Source organism: Mesorhizobium sp. CNPSo 4688, from assembly GCF_057784295.1.
Genome location: NZ_JBWLUY010000013.1, coordinates 80017 through 97767, shown reverse-complemented (window position 1 = coordinate 97767; position 17751 = coordinate 80017). Strand labels below are relative to the sequence as shown.

19 protein-coding genes and 1 pseudogene are annotated in these 17751 nt (G+C 61.5%); 12 read left to right on the top strand and 8 right to left on the bottom strand.

The genetic code is table 11. The annotated features are described in order from the left end of the window. Positions 1–186: 186 nt before the first annotated feature. Positions 187–942, top strand: a complete 756-nt coding sequence (locus AC04SH_RS24300; protein WP_477345452.1) for an alpha/beta fold hydrolase — start codon at positions 187–189, stop codon at positions 940–942. Positions 943–1193: 251 nt separating this feature from the next. On the opposite strand, the gene AC04SH_RS24295 is transcribed toward AC04SH_RS24300, so the two are convergent. Further along, positions 1194–2339, bottom strand: coding sequence for an ROK family transcriptional regulator (locus AC04SH_RS24295; protein WP_488576969.1), 1146 nt, complete (start codon positions 2337–2339; stop codon positions 1194–1196). 205 nt (positions 2340–2544) lie between these two features. Here AC04SH_RS24295 and AC04SH_RS24290 point away from each other — a divergent pair, with 205 nt between their 5' ends. From AC04SH_RS24290 to AC04SH_RS24260, 7 genes are all read left to right on the top strand, one after another. After that, positions 2545–3813: an ABC transporter substrate-binding protein gene (locus AC04SH_RS24290; RefSeq protein ID WP_488576968.1), complete on the top strand. Its 1269-nt coding sequence runs from the start codon at positions 2545–2547 to the stop codon at positions 3811–3813. Between the two features lie 76 nt (positions 3814–3889). Then, positions 3890–4825 (top strand): carbohydrate ABC transporter permease, encoded by a 936-nt coding sequence (locus AC04SH_RS24285; RefSeq protein WP_477236182.1) that lies wholly within the window; start codon positions 3890–3892, stop codon positions 4823–4825. Beyond that, complete coding sequence (locus AC04SH_RS24280; RefSeq protein ID WP_477236180.1) at positions 4818–5723, top strand: carbohydrate ABC transporter permease; 906 nt, start codon at positions 4818–4820, stop codon at positions 5721–5723. Before AC04SH_RS24285 ends, AC04SH_RS24280 begins: the two co-directional genes overlap by 8 nt. A gap of 82 nt (positions 5724–5805) precedes the next feature. After that, positions 5806–6912 carry an ABC transporter ATP-binding protein gene (locus tag AC04SH_RS24275; RefSeq protein WP_477236178.1) on the top strand — a complete coding sequence of 369 codons (1107 nt, stop codon included), beginning with the start codon at positions 5806–5808 and terminating at the stop codon, positions 6910–6912. 11 nt (positions 6913–6923) lie between these two features. Beyond that, complete coding sequence (locus AC04SH_RS24270; protein WP_477236176.1) at positions 6924–7703, top strand: SDR family NAD(P)-dependent oxidoreductase; 780 nt, start codon at positions 6924–6926, stop codon at positions 7701–7703. After that, positions 7700–8722, top strand: coding sequence for a sugar phosphate isomerase/epimerase family protein (locus AC04SH_RS24265; protein ID WP_488576967.1), 1023 nt, complete (start codon positions 7700–7702; stop codon positions 8720–8722). Before AC04SH_RS24270 ends, AC04SH_RS24265 begins: the two co-directional genes overlap by 4 nt. Beyond that, entirely contained in the window at positions 8722–9534 is an 813-nt protein-coding gene (locus AC04SH_RS24260; protein WP_488576966.1) for an SDR family NAD(P)-dependent oxidoreductase, read from the top strand. The genes AC04SH_RS24265 and AC04SH_RS24260 overlap by 1 nt, the downstream gene beginning before the upstream one ends. A gap of 75 nt (positions 9535–9609) precedes the next feature. On the opposite strand, the gene AC04SH_RS24255 is transcribed toward AC04SH_RS24260, so the two are convergent. Beyond that, positions 9610–10095: a hypothetical protein gene (locus AC04SH_RS24255; RefSeq protein WP_477236170.1), complete on the bottom strand. Its 486-nt coding sequence runs from the start codon at positions 10093–10095 to the stop codon at positions 9610–9612. Positions 10096–10420: 325 nt separating this feature from the next. Between AC04SH_RS24255 and AC04SH_RS24250 the strand changes: the two genes are divergently transcribed. Then, positions 10421–11260 carry an SLC5/6 family protein gene (locus AC04SH_RS24250; RefSeq protein ID WP_477236168.1) on the top strand — a complete coding sequence of 280 codons (840 nt, stop codon included), beginning with the start codon at positions 10421–10423 and terminating at the stop codon, positions 11258–11260. Positions 11261–11457: 197 nt separating this feature from the next. Here AC04SH_RS24250 and gloA2 read toward each other — a convergent pair whose 3' ends face one another. Next, on the bottom strand, positions 11458–11841 hold the full coding sequence (gloA2, locus tag AC04SH_RS24245; protein ID WP_477236166.1) for an SMU1112c/YaeR family gloxylase I-like metalloprotein: 384 nt from the start codon (positions 11839–11841) through the stop codon (positions 11458–11460). A gap of 397 nt (positions 11842–12238) precedes the next feature. Between gloA2 and AC04SH_RS24240 the strand changes: the two genes are divergently transcribed. Both AC04SH_RS24240 and AC04SH_RS24235 read left to right on the top strand, forming a co-directional pair. Further along, on the top strand, positions 12239–12778 hold the full coding sequence (locus AC04SH_RS24240) for a flavodoxin domain-containing protein (protein WP_477236164.1): 540 nt from the start codon (positions 12239–12241) through the stop codon (positions 12776–12778). Positions 12779–12840: 62 nt separating this feature from the next. Beyond that, positions 12841–13290 carry a pyridoxamine 5'-phosphate oxidase family protein gene (locus AC04SH_RS24235; RefSeq protein ID WP_477236162.1) on the top strand — a complete coding sequence of 150 codons (450 nt, stop codon included), beginning with the start codon at positions 12841–12843 and terminating at the stop codon, positions 13288–13290. On the opposite strand, the gene AC04SH_RS24230 is transcribed toward AC04SH_RS24235, so the two are convergent. Both AC04SH_RS24230 and AC04SH_RS24225 read right to left on the bottom strand, forming a co-directional pair. After that, positions 13265–14572 (bottom strand): mechanosensitive ion channel family protein, encoded by a 1308-nt coding sequence (locus tag AC04SH_RS24230; protein ID WP_142868641.1) that lies wholly within the window; start codon positions 14570–14572, stop codon positions 13265–13267. The genes AC04SH_RS24235 and AC04SH_RS24230 overlap by 26 nt on opposite strands. A gap of 174 nt (positions 14573–14746) precedes the next feature. Next, positions 14747–14944: pseudogene (locus tag AC04SH_RS24225) on the bottom strand (substrate-binding domain-containing protein); the annotation flags it as partial. On the opposite strand from AC04SH_RS24225, the gene AC04SH_RS24220 reads away from it, so the two are divergent. Then, entirely contained in the window at positions 14886–15380 is a 495-nt protein-coding gene (locus tag AC04SH_RS24220) for a hypothetical protein (protein WP_488576965.1), read from the top strand. The pseudogene AC04SH_RS24225 and the gene AC04SH_RS24220 overlap by 59 nt on opposite strands. Before the next feature lie 210 nt (positions 15381–15590). Here AC04SH_RS24220 and AC04SH_RS24215 read toward each other — a convergent pair whose 3' ends face one another. From AC04SH_RS24215 to AC04SH_RS24205, 3 genes are read right to left on the bottom strand one after another with little or no spacing between them, the layout of a single operon-like run. Continuing rightward, on the bottom strand, positions 15591–15947 hold the full coding sequence (locus tag AC04SH_RS24215; RefSeq protein WP_488576964.1) for a hypothetical protein: 357 nt from the start codon (positions 15945–15947) through the stop codon (positions 15591–15593). 39 nt (positions 15948–15986) lie between these two features. Then, a complete protein-coding gene (locus AC04SH_RS24210) occupies positions 15987–16484 on the bottom strand; it encodes a hypothetical protein (RefSeq protein WP_488576963.1) in 498 nt (165 codons plus the stop codon). A gap of 18 nt (positions 16485–16502) precedes the next feature. Further along, complete coding sequence (locus AC04SH_RS24205; RefSeq protein WP_488576962.1) at positions 16503–17708, bottom strand: gluzincin family metallopeptidase; 1206 nt, start codon at positions 17706–17708, stop codon at positions 16503–16505. Positions 17709–17751: the final 43 nt, after the last annotated feature.

Below are 17751 nucleotides of genomic sequence, written 5' to 3'. Positions count from 1 at the left end.
CCTATGGCACCGTAGGCTTTCCAGTTCCCTCACCCACCCTTCGATCTGCGCCCCGGCGACGAGGCGTCAACCTCTTGCGTGCGGATGTGCACTCTTCAAGACCCGAATCGACCAAATCGTTTTTTTCCGAAAATCAGAAAGGAACCTTCAATGACCGCATCGAAAAGCCTCCTCGCCGCGACCGCGATGGCGGCCGCCCTCGCCTCAACTTCGCCTTCCCAGGCCGCAGACCGCATCCCCGACGCACAATCTGTCAAGAACGTCGTATTGGTGCATGGAGCGTTCGCCGACGGTTCCGGCTGGCGCGGCGTCTACGACGAGCTCACTCAGCGCGGCTATCGCGTCACGATCGTTCAGAACCCTCTGACGTCGCTTGCGGACGATGTCGCAGCGACCAAGCGTGCTCTCGACCGACAGGATGGCCCAACGCTCCTCGTCGGGCATTCGTGGGGCGGCACAGTGATTACCGAGGTCGGCGTTGACCCGAAAGTCACTGGGCTCGTCTACATCTCGGCCCTATCGCCCGATGCAGGTGAATCATCTGCCCAGCAATATGAAGGTTTCGCGCCAGCTACCGAGTTCGTCGTCGAGACCACAGTTGACGGTTTCGGCTACGTGAAGCCAGAAAACTTCAAATCCGGCTTCGCTCACGATGTGAGCGACAAAGACGTGATCTTCATGAGAGATTCGCAGGTCCCGATCAACATGTCGGCCTTTGGCACGAAGCTAAAGAATGCGGCGTGGCGGTCGAAGCCAAGCTGGGCTGTTATCGCCACTGAGGACAAGGCATTCGATCAGGCCATGTTGCTGCACATGGCGGAACGCATAGGCGCAAAGGTTACGAAAGTGTCAGCTAGCCACGCGCTCTTCGTGACCCAGCCTAAAATCATCGCTGATACGATTGATCAGGCATCACGCGAGGTATCGGCAAAGATCCGATGACCGGGGCGTGTTTCGCTACGGCTACGTATTCGCCGCGCAGAACGACGGCGAATACGTGTGCTTGGGAAACAGAGTGCCTCCGCCGGCACATCGGTATGTGAAAAAGCCGTCCGCTTTTGGATAAGCGCAGAAACTCACCCGCATGGCCGCCTTGAGGCGCGAAGCGGCCATTCACCGCATCTCTTGGGCCTTGCCGTATCAGCAGCCCCCGTCAGTCAATACGCCCTGGCACAAGCGCCTGTCCTTACCCCTCACCCGAGCGACAGTTCCTTCGTCTGGTGTCGCAGCACGAGGCCGACCGCGCCCAGCAGTGAATCGTTTTCGGTGTGCTTGCCAACGATGATGCGCGTGCGCAGGGCCGGGGCGATATCGCGGGACTTGATGAGCGTGTGGCGTTCATAGGAGGCGATCAGCGGCGTCAGCAGAATGTCGCCCGCCAAAGCCATGTGGCCGCCGATGATGATAAGCGGCGGATTGAGCACCGAGCCGATCAGGCCGAGACCCCGGCCGGCGATCTCGGCGGTATCCTCGATCATCCGCAGTGCCCTGACGTCGCCCTCTTCGGCCATGGTGATGACATCGTCCATTGTGACTTGCCGCCCCACGACACGCGAGATCTGTTCCAGCGGCCGGGCAAAACTCGCATAGAGCTCCAGGCATCCGCGATTGCCGCACCGGCAGAGATCGCCGCCGGGATCGATGCTGATGTGCCCGAATTCGCCGGCGCCGCCGGCGACGCCCGTCACCAGCCGGCCATGCTGTACAATGGCGCCGCCGACACCCAGATCGATCTTGAACAGCACGAAATCATCCTGGCCGACGGCCGCGCCCCACATCAGCTCCGCAATGGCCGAGCAGTTGCTCTCATTGTCGGCGAAGATCGGCTGTTCCAGGACGGGTCCGAACACATCGCGTATGTTGACGCCGGCCCATGTTGGAACCATGCTCGCGCGCAGCACCACCCCATCGCGGCTGACAGGGCCGGAGACGGAAACCCCAACCCCCAGGAGCCCCGCCACCGGCAGACCGTTTTCCTTGTAAGATTGGGCAATTGCCGATTTGACCATCTGGGCCGCCTGTCGCGGCTGGTAGTCGAGATCCATTGGTATAGTTTGTTCGGCAATGACGGAATGCGAGACATCGGCGACGATGAGCCGTATCTGCTGAAGAGCCAGGTGAATTCCGACGCAGGTGCCTGCTGTCGGATTGAGCGTAACGGCCGCGGCTGGCCTGCCGATACCTCTGATGCCAGCGCTGCTGGTCGGAGCTTCGATCACCATCCCCGACCTTCTCAAGCCGTTGAGAGCGGTTGAGACCGTCGAGCGCGCCAGACCGGTGACGCGTGCGATCTGCGACGCCGAGAGTACGCCGCGCTCGCTCAGGCAGCGCACGATCATGCTCTCCGGCGACGCGGACGGTCTGTCGATCAGCCAGGTTCTAAGCGAAGGTTTTGTCATGGATCAACATAAACATCGTTGACTGATAGCTCCAATATGTCATCTTGGAAAGAACTCGAGATTAACGCATCTCGCCGGCAGCGGCTTCAAACCGCGGCCATAAGCGGTCGATACGAACCGTGCAACCATATGTGGGAGTGAAACCATGAAATCCGTTATGACCGCCTTCGCGGTCGCTGCTGCTACGTGCACCTTTGTCGCCGGGGCAGCCTTCGCCGAGCCCAAGACGAACCTTTTGCACCAATGGGCGACCGGATCGGACGCGCAGGCGATCGCCAAGCTCGGCGAGATGTTCACCGCCAAGGGCGGTAAATGGGAACAGACCTCGATCGCCGGTCACACGGCCAATACGCTGGCCAAACTGCGTGCCGACGTGATCGCCGGCAATGCCCCGCCTGCCGTGCAGCTCAAAGGCCCGGAAATCGCCGAGTGGAACGAGACCGGCATGACCGCCGATCTCGACGAGCTGGCGGCCTCGGAAGGATGGGAGAAAGTGGTCGCGCCGGAATTGCTGCCGGTGATGAAGCCAACCGGCAAATGGGTCGCCGCGCCCATGAACATCCACCGCATCAACTGGCTCTGGGCCTCGCCGAAGGTTATGCAGGCCGCCGGCGTGGCGGAAATGCCCAAGACCTGGGCCGAGTTCAATGCGGCCTGCGACAAGATCGTCGCCTCAGGCAAGATCTGCATCTCGCATTCGACCGCCGACTGGACGGATTCGACGGTGTTCGAGGTCGTGCTCTACGGCCAGGACATCGATCTCTATCGCAAGGCCTTCGTCGAAGGCGATGTCGAAGCCATGCGCAGCCCGGGGATGGTCAAGGCCTTCGAGCAGATGCGCCTGATGACCAGCAAGTACATGGACCCGGGCATGGTCGGCCGTGATTGGGATTCGATGTCGGCGCTCGTCGGCAAGGGCGACGCGGCGTTCCACATCATGGGCGACTGGACGATCGGCCTTTTGACCGCGGCCGGCTTCAAGGAAGGCACCGACTATGTCTGCGCCCAGGCGCCGACCGACTGGGGCAAACCCGGCTTCATCCTCAACTCGGACTCGGTCGTGTTCTTCAAGCAGAAGGACCAGGATTACATCGACGGCCAGAAGCTGTTGGCCAGCCTGATCCTGTCGCCCGACTTCCAGACGGTCTTCAACCAGGCCAAGGGCTCGATCCCCGCACGCCTGGATATCGATCTGTCGAAGGGCTTCAATCCATGCCAGCAGCTGTCGCAGAAGGATCTGCAGGCGTCGATCAAGGACGGCACGCTGGTGCGCTCGATGGCCCACAACATGACCATCCCGCAGAAGATGCGCGGCGCGATCATGGACTCCATCACCGAGTTCGTGGCGACGCCCGACATGTCAGCCGAGGACGGCGCCAATGCGATGGCCGACGCGGCCGAAGCACAGAAATAGACGGGAACGGCCGGGCGCAATGTCTATCCGCACCCGGCCATCCGCCATCCCAGTCCCTGCCAGTCCCATACTCTGAATGTCAAATCACGACCTGATCCTGTCGGTCCCTGCGCCCGCCCGCCCCTGGCGGGAGCGGCTGGGCTCCGCAATGCCCTTGCTGGTGCTCGGCCCTTCCCTTGTGGCGAGCTTCGTCTACGTCTTCGTCTTCACCGGCTGGACACTCTACATCTCGCTCTCGAACTCCTCGCTGCTGCCGACCTACGGCTTCGTCGGCCTGGACAATTACGCGTCACTGTGGGCGAACCGGCGCTGGAACATCGCCTACAACAATTTGTTCTTGTTCAGCGGTTTCTACATTGTCGGCTCGATGGCCGTGGGATTGCTGCTGGCGATCCTGATCGACCAGCGCGTGCGCGGCGAAGCGGCCTGGCGCACGATCTTCCTCTATCCGCTGGCCGTCTCCTTCATCGTCACCGGCACAGTCTGGAGTTGGCTCTACAACCCGGTGGACGGTATCCAGGCGCTGGTGCGTGGTTTGGGCTGGACGAGCTTCAGTTTCGCACTCGCCAGCGACCGGCACTACGCGATCTACGCGGTGATCATCACTGGTGTCTGGCAGGCCTCGGGCTTTGCCATGGCGCTGTTCCTGGCTGGTCTGCGCTCGGTCGATTCCGACCTCGTCAAGGCCGCGCAGATCGATGGCGCATCGACCTTTCGCATCTATCGCAAAGTGCTTTTGCCGACGATTGCGCCGATCTTCCTGGCGGTCGCCGTCATCCAGATCCAGTTCGCCATCAAGACCTTCGACCTGGTGGCGGCCCTCACGAAAGGCGGCCCGGGGATCTCGACCACCTTCCCCGCCATCTATGTCTATGACCTGATGTTCCAACGCGGCCAGATCGGCGAAGGGGCAGCAGCAGCCATCATGATGCTTGCCGCTCTTGCCGTGGTGCTGGTGCCCTATTCGTTCTGGGTGGTCTGGCGGCGGCGCAAGGAAGCCGGCCATGGCTGACACAACGCTCGACCAGTCGCTCGATCATCGCGCCGCCACGGTTGCGGCGCGCAGGCATTTCCTCACCCGCTTGGCCATCTATGGGCTGCTGGTCGTCTTCGCGGCGATCTACCTGGTGCCGTTGCTGGTCGTGGTGCTGAATTCATTCCGCGATCAGCAGGAGATCGCGCTCAACGGGCTGATCTCGCTGCCGCGCAGCTTCCGCCTCGACGCCTGGGGCCAGGCCTGGAGCACCTATTGCATCGGCGGCACCTGCGAGGGCATGCAGCGCAACTTCTACAACTCGCTGAAAATGACCATCCCGGCGACGATCATCTCGACAGCGGTCGGCGCAATGAACGGCTACATCCTGTCGAAATGGCGTTTCAGGGGTTCGGAAGCGCTGTTCACCTGCATGCTGCTCGGCGTCTTCATTCCGGGCCAGATTTCGTTGATGCCGTGGGCGTTCATCCTTGGCAATCTGGGCCTCAGCAATTCGGTCTACGGGCTCGTCCTCATCCACGTCATCCAGGGCATTTCGTTCACCACCTTGTTCTGCCGCAACTACTACGTCAGCATCCCCGACGATCTGATCAAGGCGGCGCGCATCGACGGCGCCGGCTTCTGGCGCATCTTCCGCAAGATTATTCTGCCGCTCTCCTCACCGATCCTGATCGTCACGGTGATCTGGCAGTTTACCGGCATCTGGAACGAATATCTGTTCGGTGTCGTCTTCACCTCCGGGCAGCAACAGCCGATCACGGCCGCGCTCGTCGCGCTGACGGCAAGCGGCACGAATGTACGTGCCTACGATGTCATGAGCGCCGCCGTGCTGATCGGCGCGCTGCCGCCGCTGCTGATTTATCTCTTCGGCGGCAAGTATTTCGTCCGCGGCCTGACCCAGGGTGCGATCAAGTGAGCCGCAATCAAGTGAGGCGTGATTAAGTGAGCGGAGCCTGTCTCCCATCGCCGATCGTCCCGTCCGCCAAGAAGGGCATTGCATGTCGACATTGACCATCCGATCCCTGCGCAAGAATTTCGGCGCGGTCGAGGTGCTGAAGGGCATCGATCTCGAGGCGCAGAACGGCGAGTTCATCGCGCTGGTCGGACCGTCCGGTTGCGGCAAGTCCACCTTGCTGGCGATGATCGCTGGGCTGGAATCTGTTACCTCCGGCGAGATCCGCATCGACGGAAGGCTGGTCAATTCGGTTGCGCCGAAGGACCGCGACATCGCCATGGTGTTCCAGTCCTACGCGCTTTACCCGACGATGACGGTGCGCGAGAACATCACCTTCGGCATGGAAAGCCGCCGCGTGCCGAAGCCGCAGCAGGACGAGGCCGTCAGCCGAGTTGCAGCCTTCCTGCAGATCGAGCCGCTGCTTGGGCGCAAGCCAGGACAGCTTTCGGGCGGCCAGCGCCAGCGCGTCGCGATGGGCCGGGCGCTGGTGCGCGATCCCAAACTGTTCCTGTTCGACGAGCCGCTCTCCAATCTCGACGCCAAGCTGCGCGTCGACATGCGTACCGAAATCAAGAAGCTGCATCACCGCGTCGGCAAGACCACGGTCTACGTCACCCACGACCAGGTCGAGGCGATGACGCTGGCCTCGCGCATCGCCGTGATGCATCAGGGCGAGGTCCAGCAATTTGATGAGCCGGCCACGATCTACAACCGTCCGGCCAACATGTTCGTCGCCGGCTTCATGGGTTCGCCGGCGATGAATTTCCTGCCGGCTGAACTCGGCGAAGAAGGCGGTCGCCCCGCTGTTGCCTTGCAGACGGCCGACGGCAAGACGGCCAGCCTGCCGATCGTCCAGACCCTTCCATCCGATACGCCGCGACAGCTCATTCTCGGTATCCGGCCGGAGCACATCTACCGGTTCGATCCCGATCTTGCGCGCCGCAAGCCAGGCATCGCACAAATCGATGCCGTGGTCGAACTGGTCGAGCCGACAGGTGCGGAGACCATGGCCGTTCTGCGCCTGGGCGGCAAGGAGATCACCGGTCGCTTCGACCCCGACGGCACGCCGCGAATGGGCGAGACGGTGACGCTCGGCATCGACATGGCGCGCGCGTGCCTGTTCGACCCGACGACCCAACGCCTGATCTGACCTGATCCGAAATGAGCTCCGCCTTGTCCTTTGCCACCTATCCGAGCCTGACGGATCGTGTCGTGCTGATCACCGGCGGCGCGTCGGGCATCGGTGCCGACACGGTCCGCGCCTTCGCCGCCAATGGCGCGCGCGTCGCGTTTCTCGATCTGCAGCAGGAGGCCGGCGAGGCGCTGGCGCGTGAACTCGCCGCCACGGCGCCGCATACCCCGCTGTTCCTGCGCTGCGACGTGACCGATATCCCTGCCCTCCAGGCTGCGATCGGCACGGTGCGCGACCGCCTCGGACCGGTCGCGGTGCTGGTCAACAACGCTGCCGACGACAATCGCCACCCGGTTGCCGACATCACGCAGGCGACCTGGGACCACGCCCAGGACGTGAACCTGCGGCACCACTTCTTTGCCGCCCAGGCCGTGCATCCGCACATGAAAGAACTAGGCTTCGGTTCGATCGTCAATTTTTCCTCGATCGCCTGGCGTTCCGGCGCGGCACAGATGGCGCCCTATGCGGCGGCCAAGGCCGCGGTGGTCGGGCTGACATTCGCGCTGGCGCAGGCGTTTGGCTCCGACAACATCCGCGTCAACGCCATCGAGCCGGGCGCCGTCATCACCGACCGGCAACGGCAGCTGTGGTTCAAGACGCAGGCGTCGGTCGACCAGGTCGTGCAGCGCCAGATGATCCGCAGGGTTCTGCTCGGCGACGAGATCGCGCGCACGGTGCTGTTCCTCGCCGCCGACGACAGCCGCATGATCACCAAGCAGTCGATCACCGTGGATGCCGGCTTGCGATGACCTCAGCCCAATCAAACGATCGCTTCATGCTCGAGGTCGGCCTGAACCCCTACGGCCTGACCTATCATCTCGGCCTCCAGGGCCGCGGCACGCCACGCGCCAATCCGAGGCCCGCCGGGCTCGAAGGGTTCATCGCGCTGGCGACCGAACTCGGCGCGCGAGTGCTGGAGATCTGGGTGCCATGGCTGAGCGAGCTTTCCGACGACGCGGTGATCGCGCTGCGCGAGCGGCTCGCCGGCCTTGGCATCACGCCGATCGTCAGCGGCGGCCTTCTGGTGGGCGAACCGCTCGACGACGCCTTTCGGGCCGCACGCCTGCTCAAGGCCAAGATCATCCGGACGGCGCTGACGCCGGTTCTGTGCGGCGACCGCAACGCTGCCGGCGAAAAATGGAGCGAATACGCCGGCATCATTCGGGCGCGATTGGTGGAGTGGGGTGCCCGCGCGGCTGCCGAAGGCTATGTCCTCGCGATCGAGAACCACCAGGACTTCACCAGTAGGGAAATCGTCGATTTCTGCGGCCTCGGCGGCGAAGGCGTCGGTGTCACCTTCGACACCGGCAACACATTCCCGGTCGGCGAAGCGCCGCTCGATTTTACGCGGCGGATCGCCCCTTACGTCCGCCATGTCCACCTCAAGGATTACCGCGTGCAGTTCACGAGTGAAGGCTACCGGCTGATCCGCTGCGCCATCGGCGACGGCGCGGTGCCGTTTGCCGAGCTGTTCGCCATTCTCGGCCAACACCACGACCGCATGACCGCCGTTCTCGAACCGGGCGCCCTGGAGGCGCGGCATGTCCGGTTTCTGCGGGACGACTGGTGGCACGGCTATCCTGAGAAGACGGCGCGCGAATTTGCCGCCTGCCTGGCGGCAGCCCAGCGCAACCGGCTGCCCGACGATGCCGACACCCGCACCCCCTGGGAGCGCGAAGACGACGCTTCCCTGGTTTCCTATGAGCTCGACATGATCCGGCGCAGCGCCGCCAACATGCGCAACCTTGGTTTGATGGAGAAGATCTGATGACGGCACGTGAACTCGATGGATTGACCGCCTTCGTCACCGGCTCCGGCCGTGGCCTCGGCCGCGTGATGGCCGAGCGCCTGGCGGAACTCGGCGCCAATGTCGCGATCCACGACATGGACGAAACAGCGCCGGCCAAATATGGCGAGTTCGCCAATCTCGGCGAAGTGGTCGAGCGCCTGAAGCGGCATGGCACGAAGGTCACCTCGGTGACCGGCAACATCGGCGACCAGAAGGCGGTGGCCGAGATGAAGCGCAAGATCGAGGCCGATCTCGGCGACGTGCATGTGCTGGTCAATTGTGCCGGCGGCGACATCGGCGCCAAGGGCGGCAAGCCGAATCCCAACAACGCCCTCGACATCGAACTGGCCGACATCCGCGTGCTCACCGAGAACAATCTGATCGGCACGATGCTGGTCTGCCAGGCCTTCGTGCCGCCAATGAAGCAGCGCGGCGGCGGCTCCGTCATCAACATCGCCTCGGCGGCGGCACATCTCGGCTGCTCGCCCGAGGTCGTCTACTCCACTCTGAAGGCCGCGGTCGTGCATTACACACGCTGCCTGGCCAAGGAACTGATCGACGACGGCGTGCGCATCAATGCGGTCAGCCCCGGCGCCACCAAGACGGCACGCTTCCAGGCGACCCGCGTGGTCGATCCGGAGCGCATGGATTCAGCTAAGAAATCGCTGAACCGCTATGCCGAGCCGGAAGAGATCGCCGAGGCGGTGGCCTTTCTCGCCGGCCCCCGCTCGCGCTTTATCAACGGCCAGGTCATCCGCGTCGATGGCGGGTTTACGATCTTTCCGGGGTGAGTGGGGCGCAGTGCCGCTGGCTGGCCGTTGAGGCCGACGAACTGCGGCCTTGAACCGCGCAAGGCGGTAATCGGCTCAGGCCTTGCCGGTTGCGGCGGCAGCCGGCTGTTGCACTGTTTTTGAGGGCGGCACGATCAAAAGCGTGACCTTTGCCGCCACCTCTTCCAGAGTGGCGGTAAGCCGGTTTATCTGCGAGGCGGTTGCCGCCAGTTCTGGGCCATAGCGGGAGACGAGATATTCCCGGTTCTGGGTGAGCGACTGAAGATGAATGGTGGTTTTCGTGCGAAGGCGCAGTCCTGCTTCCAGAGTGTGTTCCGTCCGCGCCGCCAAGTCGTGGTGCATTTTGCGGATTTGATTGGGACTGTGCCCACGGTGGAGCAAAAGTGCGGTCAGATAGAGTTCGATCGCGTGGATGGCGGACAGTCTAAACGGCGCTCGGCTAAGCGGCTTGCCTGATCGGCCAAGCTGAAGAAGCAGGGCTGCCCCCTTGCGATACTCTTCCGCCAGTTCATGGATCTGCTGCGGGGAAGCAAGCTCTCCCGGATATTTGTCTTCTGTCATCACATTCCTGCAAGTTAGAATGTTGCCTTTGGCGATATTGAAATATCCCACACCAACTTAGTGTCGGCAAATGTCCGTCGTCAGCCGTGCGCGGGGTTCTTTCGGAACCTTGGGAATGACTGCAATGAGGCGGAGATGACGGAGAACGCAACCATCGCCGCCCCTGCCCCCGTGGCTATGGACGAATCCACTCATGCGCAATATGGATGGAGACACGGTCTGCCGTGGCGCTTTCGCGCTGAGGCAGGCGACGTTCGATCAATGACGCTGCGCCGGGCGCCTTTGACGCCGCCTTGCAAACGTGTCGACACCGGGGGACCTGGTCATGACCGACAACAACAAGCCGACCGTAGACGTTACCAAGGATTGGCAGGCATCGCAGGGCCAGAAGTCCGGCGCCACGCGGCTGCGGCTTTTCGCCGTGCTGGCGTGGATCATTGCCATTGGCGGCGAGATCGCCGGCATTGTCTTGCTCTACCGGCACAAATTCGACCAGGGCAACCTGCCGCTGCTGATCGGCATTCTGGTCGGCATCGCGATTTTCGCCATCGCCGGCAGCCTGCTTTGGAAGGCGGCCAACAGGAAGGACCCGGCCCGCGAATCCGACACATTCCGGTTCTTCGTCCAGAACCAGCTCGGCGCGATCATCACGCTGATCGCCTTCCTGCCGCTGGTTCTCTTGATCCTCAACGACAAGAACATGGATCCGAAGAGCAAGAAAATTGCCGGCGGCGTCGGCGCGGTGCTGGCCGTGCTGGCGACGCTGATCGGGGTCAGCTACCAGCCGCCATCGGTCGAGCAGTACACGCAGGACATGAACCAGTGCGCGGCGCAGATCAAGGCGGGGCAGCCGACCACGGCCTGCTCGCCCGAAGTCGCCGCCCAGGCGCAGGCGATCGCCACCGACTCCACCACGGTGGCTGATGCGACGAAGGACGCGGCACATCCCAACGGCCAGGACATCGTGTACTGGATCGCGCCGGAGAACGGCGCCGCGAAGTCCGACACGGAGCATGTCTTCCACCTCTGCGCGGCCGTCAGCCCGCTGAAGGACAAGACCGTGAACAGCGGCACCGTGACCGAAGCCTATGCCCAGAACGCCATCCGCATCACCAAGCAGATCGAGATGGAACAGAAGCAGTGCGGGTTCACGACGACGCCGTGAACCGGCCCGCGTTCTGGCGTGCCGAGGGGTGCGCCAAAGCCGACCAGACTGTAGTTGTCTAGCGTTGGCGTGCGGCTCCCAGGGACCGAATGCTTACCTGGCAGAGCTGAACGCAACGTAGGCAGGCGGCGGCTCGCTAAATCCCTGGCAGTGGCGTTCCCACCTCCGATGACGTGATCGCGAAAGCTAACCGTTCCTTATGGGGCTTCGTAGAGTTCCAGCGGCAATCCATCTGGGTCTCTGAAAAAGGTAAACCGTTGGTCTGTATATGGGTCGATCCGGATTGGCTCAACGGCAACGCCGGCGGCTTCCAGGCGCATAATTACGGGATCAAGATTCACCACGGCAAATGCCAGATGTCTCAGGCCTGTCGCCTCTGGATGGGACGGCCGCATCACTGGTGCAGGGAAGGAGAACAATTCCAGTTGGACGGACCCGATCCGCAGATCCGCCTTCCATGACTGCCGCTCTTCCCGATAGACCTCCCGGATCAGATCGAGGCCGAGGAGATCGACGTAGAACCGTCGCGACCGGTCGTAGTCGGTGCAGATGAGCGCGACGTGGTGAATGGCGTTCAGCATGCTACGAACTCTAGCCAAGCTGGGATTTGAGGCCAAGGTCACCATCGGGTACGCGGGCACTTTGTTGATGTCGCCGTTCGCGAGGGTCGCCTCGTCCGGATTGGGCACAGCGTCGGATGGTCGGCCTGCCCGTTGTTTGTCGGCGCCCGCCCGGGCCCCGACGCAATAAAGCGCCTCAATCGCAGCGCGCCCGCCCCGTGGTGGATGGTCATAGTCGGATGGCTTATGCTGCTGATCATGGCTCTGGCCACGATAGGGTTCTTCGTGCCGCTGAGAAAAGCAGTTCGTGCAGCCCGTTCCATGGGCTATAATGCGCGCAGTATTGAGGTACCGGGATGCCGGGCTGGCTCGTATCGATCGTCCTTGTGAATGTCTCTTCCGCTGTCGGAGGGACATCGTGAACGTCCTGATTGTCTATGGAACGACCGAAGGGCAGACGGAGAAGATTTCCGCACGGACGGCAACGCGTATTCGCGAGCGCGGGCACCAGGTCGAGCTGCTGGATAGCGCAGCGCTCGCATCCGATTTGAAGCTCGGACACTTCGACGCGTTCGTCATTGCCGCGTCGGTCCACCAGGAGCACCACCAGGAAACCGTCACGAACTTCGTATTTGCGCATCACGAGGCGCTGAGCACCAGGCCCTCGGCCCTCATATCCGTCAGTCTGTCGGCGGCGCTGGAAGACCAAAAGACGGAGGCTCAAAAGTATGTGGATCGCTTCGTCTCCGTGACAGGGTGGCAACCACGCATGACCCTTCTTCTCGGGGGCGCATTGCGCTTCACCAAGTACGATTACTTTCAGGAGCAGTTCGTCAAATTCGTCGTCATGAAGCGCGGCGGCCCGAGCCCCGAGCGCGATCACGAATTCACTGACTGGAACGCACTCGCCGACTTCGCCGATCGATTTCTCGAGACGGCCAAACAAGGAAGTACCTGAGTCCGGTGCAGCCTGCATCGAGATGCACAAAGTGAAGCTGGCCCTTTCACCTGGGGAGTCCCGTGACCGTCACTGAGATGACCGCCCAAGAATGCAGGATGCACCTGGCCGACAGCAGGGTCGGGCACCTCGCGTGCTTAAGGGACGGGATGCCGTACGTCGTGCCGATCAGCTTCGTTTACGAGAACAGCCACATCTACAGCTTCTCCCTGATCGGCCAGAAGGTCCGGGCTATGCGCGAACATCCTCAGGTCTGCTTCGAAGTCGACGAGATTGCCAACCCTCGCAGCTGGTGGAGTGTCGTTGCTTTCGGCCTCTACGAAGAACTGGCCGAAGCGGGCCCTCGACAGAATGAGCGCGACCATGCCTGGTCGCTGTTGCAGAAAGCGCGCCCCAACTGGTGGGAACCTGGCAGCGAGACACCTCACGCCGAGGACAAGGTGGCCAGTCCGCCTCACCTCTTCTTCCGCATCAACATCGAGAAGATCACTGGTCGTCGTGCCCTGGTCTGACCGGCCCAGCCTGTTTCATGATGATCTCGCGATGCGGATAGGGGATGCTTATGCCGTTTGCCTTGAACGTGTCCCACAGCGCCAGCAGCACCTTGCCGCGCACGTTGGTCAGGCCTTGCTGCGGGTCTCGGATCCAGAAGCGCAGGACGAAGTTCAGCGAGGAGTCACCGAAGTCGGTCAGCCAGCAGACCGGTCGCCGGTCGGCCTCGACCCGGCCGACGCTGATCGCGGCCTCTATCGCCAGTTCGCTGACCTTGTGCGGATCGGCGTCGTAGGAGACGCCGAAGTTCACGTCGAGGCGCACGAGGTTGTCGCTGAACGACCAGTTGATGACCCTCTGGGTGATGAAGTCCTCGTTGGGGATCAGGAATTCGCGGCCGTCGCGCGTCACCACGGAGACGAAGCGCGCCCGCAATTCGCGGATCCAGCCGAAGGTGCCTTCGAGCGAAATGGTGTCGCCCGGCTTGATCGACTTGTCGAGCAGGATGATCACGCCGGAGACGAAATTCGAGACGACCTTCTGCAGACCGAAAGCGAGACCGACACCAACGGCGCCGGAAAACACCGTCAGCGCCGTCAGGTCGAGGCCGACGGCCGAAAGTGCCACGGCGCCGGCCACCAGCACGAGGCCGATCTTGGCGACCTTGCCGACGAGGACGCGGATCGACGGTGTCAGCTCCTCGGAGAGGCGGACGCGCTCATCGATGTAATTGCCGGTGACCACCGCAAGCCAGACCGTGGCGATCAGGAGCAGCGCCGCCTTCAGCACCATGAGGGCCGAAAGGCGAACCGCGCCCAGAGGGATTGCCAGGCTGTCGAGGAAGGCGGCCGCCTCATTACTGACACCCAGTATGACAAGGGCCGCGTAGATCCAGGCCAGCCAACCCAGCGTGCGTGCGACGAGGCGGTTGCGAATGATGCGCGACAGCACGGTCGCAAACAGCCACGCCAGCGAGAGCAACAGCGCGACGAGCAGGAGATGGGTGCGGCTCGGCCAGGTGATGGCGAGCAACAGGTTAAGCGCGGCAAACAGGAAGATAATGAACAGGATCCAGTCGGTGCGACGCAACAGCGCGATGACGACCCTTAAGAGTCCGGGATGGCCCTTGATCTGGCGTGCCTGGTTCTCGACAAGAGGCTCGACCCGGAGCGCCGCCAGCTTCGCCACCACAAAGAGCGAGGCGATGATGCCGACCTGATAGACGAACCATGGCGTGGCGGCATAGTCGAACCACCCGCCGGCCCACGCCAGCGCTCTATCGATGGCGTCGCGAAAATCCATTGCCACACGACCACTTGGCTAACGAACTGCAACTCGCGGTCCACAATGTCGTCGGCCTTGTGATTGGTCAAGTTGAGCTTGAGGATGGATTTGTCAGCGGCAGCGGCGGAACAAACTTGGCAAGGCCCCGCGAGGGGGGCCTTGCCACTGATTCTTGCAAGATGATCGCCAGCCCTACTTCCCCATCATCGACTTCGCATTCTCAGCCGTGATCGCGGTCGTCTCCACCGTCACCGTCGGCTCCACCGAGGTTGCGCAGTCCAGCAGGATCTTTTTGGACATCTCGATCGCTTCCTTGGCGCCCGTCGGGTAGGTGAAGGTTGCTACCCAGTCGCCCTTGGCGACCGCTTCGATGCCGCCGGCCGGGCCCGGCGGCGTCGGCGCGGTGCTCGCCGTGCTGGCGACGCTGATCGGGGTCAGCTACCAGCCGCCATCGGTCGAGCAGTACACACAGGACATGAACCAGTGCGCGGCGCAGATCAAGGCGGGCCAGCCGACCACGGCCTGTTCGCCCGAAGTCGCCGCCCAGGCGCAGGCGATCGCTACCGACTCCACCACGGTGGCCGAGGCGACGAAGGACGCGGCACATCCCAACGGCCAGGATATCGTCTACTGGATCGCGCCGGAAAACGGCGCCGCGAAGTCCGCCACCGAGCATGTCTTCCACCTCTGCGCAGCCGTCAGCCCGCTGAAGGACAAGACCGTCAACAGCGGCACCGTGACCGAGGCCTATGCCCAGAACGCCATCCGCATCACCAAGCAGATCGAGATGGAACAGAAGCAGTGCGGGTTCACGACGACGCCGTGAATGAGGCTGTGGGGGGCTGGCGCGTGCGCAGGTGGGGTGCGCCAAACTGATCGAACTCGCAGTTGTCCAGCGTGGCGTGCGGCCCTCGGGATTGCGAATGCTTACATGCGCGGAGCTAAAAGCAACGCCGCCCGTGTCCTTGCAGAACGGGTCGAGCGCGAGCTCGGCATCCGTACTATGTTGGGCGTCGTTAGCTGCTGACCGACGCGCCTACTTTTTTAAAAGAAATTGATCCGAGAATTCTTGGAAATTCTTCATTCGCTTAATAACGGCCAAGGGCGTTGGCGCTTTAGATTTCGGAAATAAGAGCGTGTTACCACCATTGAACGTATAGAAGTCTTGATATGTGACTTTATCATCGTTGACATCAGTTCCAACGATTGTTACGGAACCCATGCCAGTATCGTCATCCGGCACAGCTTTGAAGTCGATAGGGTGACCATTCTGGACATCTATATTATAAATCGGCTTGCCGTCGGCATCGTTGCAATATTCACCATAGACTTCATCGGTGATAGATACCTTTGTCAAATCATCATAGAATTCGACTTTCGCGGTGATTGGCATACTATTCTCCTTGCTTGCTGTACCGGAATGTTATTCGGCCTAGTCGCGTGTCAGGCGGCCGTCTCGATGTGCCATTGTCTGATTGATGGCATACGAGGTCGGCGATTTCCTTCCAGGCAGATTGGCATCAAGAATGAGCGTCTTGGCGTCGCTAAAGTTGGTCGCGATCTCCAGCAATTCTGTCGATGCTCTGATACGCCACATCCGATAGAGTGCAGGAGTACCGACCTGGGGTTCGAACCCGCAGCCAACAGGGTCTTCGTCGGGGGGACCGGTGACAATAAAAATGCGATTGGAATCCAGTCTGTAGCAATGCCCCTCGAAGGCATAGCCGTAGGCGAGAACGATCGAATAGTCTTGTTTGGTCTGACCCTTCCTAGCCTTGAATAGCTGGACTCTCAGCTCAGTGTCGGCGCCTTGGCCCAGATTGAACCTTCCATAGTCGTCGCTCTTGTTCAGTTTTGCACCGTATAATAGAAGAGAATCTGCGTAGTAGATGCCTGTTCTCGGCGGTGCTGGTATGTTCGATTCAATCATTTCGATGCTCCCCTGATGTCAAAGTATATTTCGCCACTTCATGCAGTCTTCGAGCTGATCCACGTAAGGGTGGCCTCGACCGCGGTCGGCCATCTCCAGGAAAGCCAGCGCTGCTGTCCTAAAGGTAAGGCAATCGGGCTCCAGGCGAGACCAGGAGCGCACCACTGATTCGCCGATGATATCCCGCGCTTCCTGCAGCGCGGCCTTGCTGGCGAAATGCTTGATCCCATAGTCCGCCCTTGAGTCGCGAAGGCTCTTTTCGATGACGGAGGGAGCCATTTGTTGGCGCAGATGGCTATATCGCCGCGGATCGACATCCGACAGTCCGCGTTCAAAGAGAAGTGTCTGATAGACCTCAACTAAACAGTCAAAAAGGCCAGCCGCAAACGGCTTCGAACGATCGTGGACTTCGTCGCTTACATCACCAAGTCGCAGCGAGTTGTTGAACAAGCGGATCTGCTTTTCATCGCTCAGTTCAGCGAAGCGATCGAGTTCGTTGTTGATAAGAAGATTGCCGCTGGTGCGGCGAAGGATTCGATCGACGGCTGTATCGAATTGCAGAAGCCCGAGCAGAGAAACAAAGTCGGCAATGGCCTCATGATAGGCGAAGAAATCGGTATTTGCGCCGTCTCCCTCCAGCAGACCAAGCTCGCTCAGCAGGATGAGATGTCCCATCTCATGCGCCATTGAATCAAAGTTCAATGCGAAGCAGGACGCCCGGCTGACAGGATCGTTCTCACCCAACTCGAGAAACCCGAAACCGGAATGCGCATTGTCCCAGTCAGGGATGTAAGGAACGATCTCCAGACGGCTGAGGTTCGGCTCAAAGAACCACACTATATCGCGCCCGACGTAGCCCTGGCAGACGTCCAGAACATGGCGTGCGCATGCGTAGCTGTGGGCTGAAAGAAAGGCCGGCGCGCTGGGAACTATGTGATCGAAGTGTCCGTCGGGTCCTGGCACGGCCGGCGGCCGTTGATTGCCTACATACGGCGGCAAGACCGGGAAGGCATACGGCCGTTTCGGCTCGATCGGATCAACAACATACATGCGCTTGTCGGCAGGCCCAGCAAGGATAGACCCTGCGGGTGGAGCCAACCAAACTACTTCGGGCTTTTCATACCCTTTCACAAACGGCGCTTGCGGAAAGATAAGAAACCGAGTGCCGAGCGCCCGCTCAGATCCCAGGGCCAAGCCAAGTTTCTGTCCAGCTAGCACATCCATGCAAGCCACCCCTTGGCTTGAATGTCTCATGGCTTTGTATGAA